Annotated in this window: 1 protein-coding gene; it reads left to right on the top strand. The window is 44.7% G+C overall.

Features of this window, described 5'->3' with window-relative positions; all coding sequences use genetic code 11:
• On the top strand, positions 1-553 hold a 553-nt coding region (locus AC1DU2_RS30890; protein ID WP_477389483.1), incomplete at both ends, for a cadherin-like beta sandwich domain-containing protein.

The following is a 553-nucleotide window of genomic DNA, read 5'->3' as shown; positions in this document are numbered from 1 at the left end:
GTAATATTGTGTCAAGCGGTAGTACATCTGATCCAGTAACGCTGAATGCTACCGGAACTACTACTATTCATGTTTCTGTAACAGCCGAGGATGGTGTCACCATTCGTACCTATTCTATCGTTGTGTATAAAAACGGATCAAGTAACCCCGCTTTGAGTTCATTAAGTGTAAGCCCGGCTTCTACGCTGACTGTTATAACAGGCAGCAGCACGGTAAATTACCAAACTTCGGTGTTGGCCTCGACACCAAGTATAACTGTTACGGCTGTAAGCGCAGATCCAAACGCTGTAATAAGGATTGAGGACAATGTGGTGTTGAGCGGCAATGCATCTGCCCCGATAACGCTGAACGCAACCGGAGCTACCACCGTTCATGTTTCTGTAACAGCCGAAGATGGTGCCACTATTCGTACATATTCCATTACCGTGTACAAAAACGGATCAAGTAATACTTCAATAAGTTCATTGGCATTAAGCCCGTCAAGTCCATTGTCGGTAACAACGGGTACCAGTAATATAAATTACCAAACCTCGGTATCGGTTACTACAGCTAC

Source organism: Mucilaginibacter sp. P4_C11 (genome assembly GCF_056402115.1).
The sequence above is the reverse complement of the archived record's forward strand: the minus strand, read 5'-3'. Positions and strand labels throughout refer to the sequence as shown.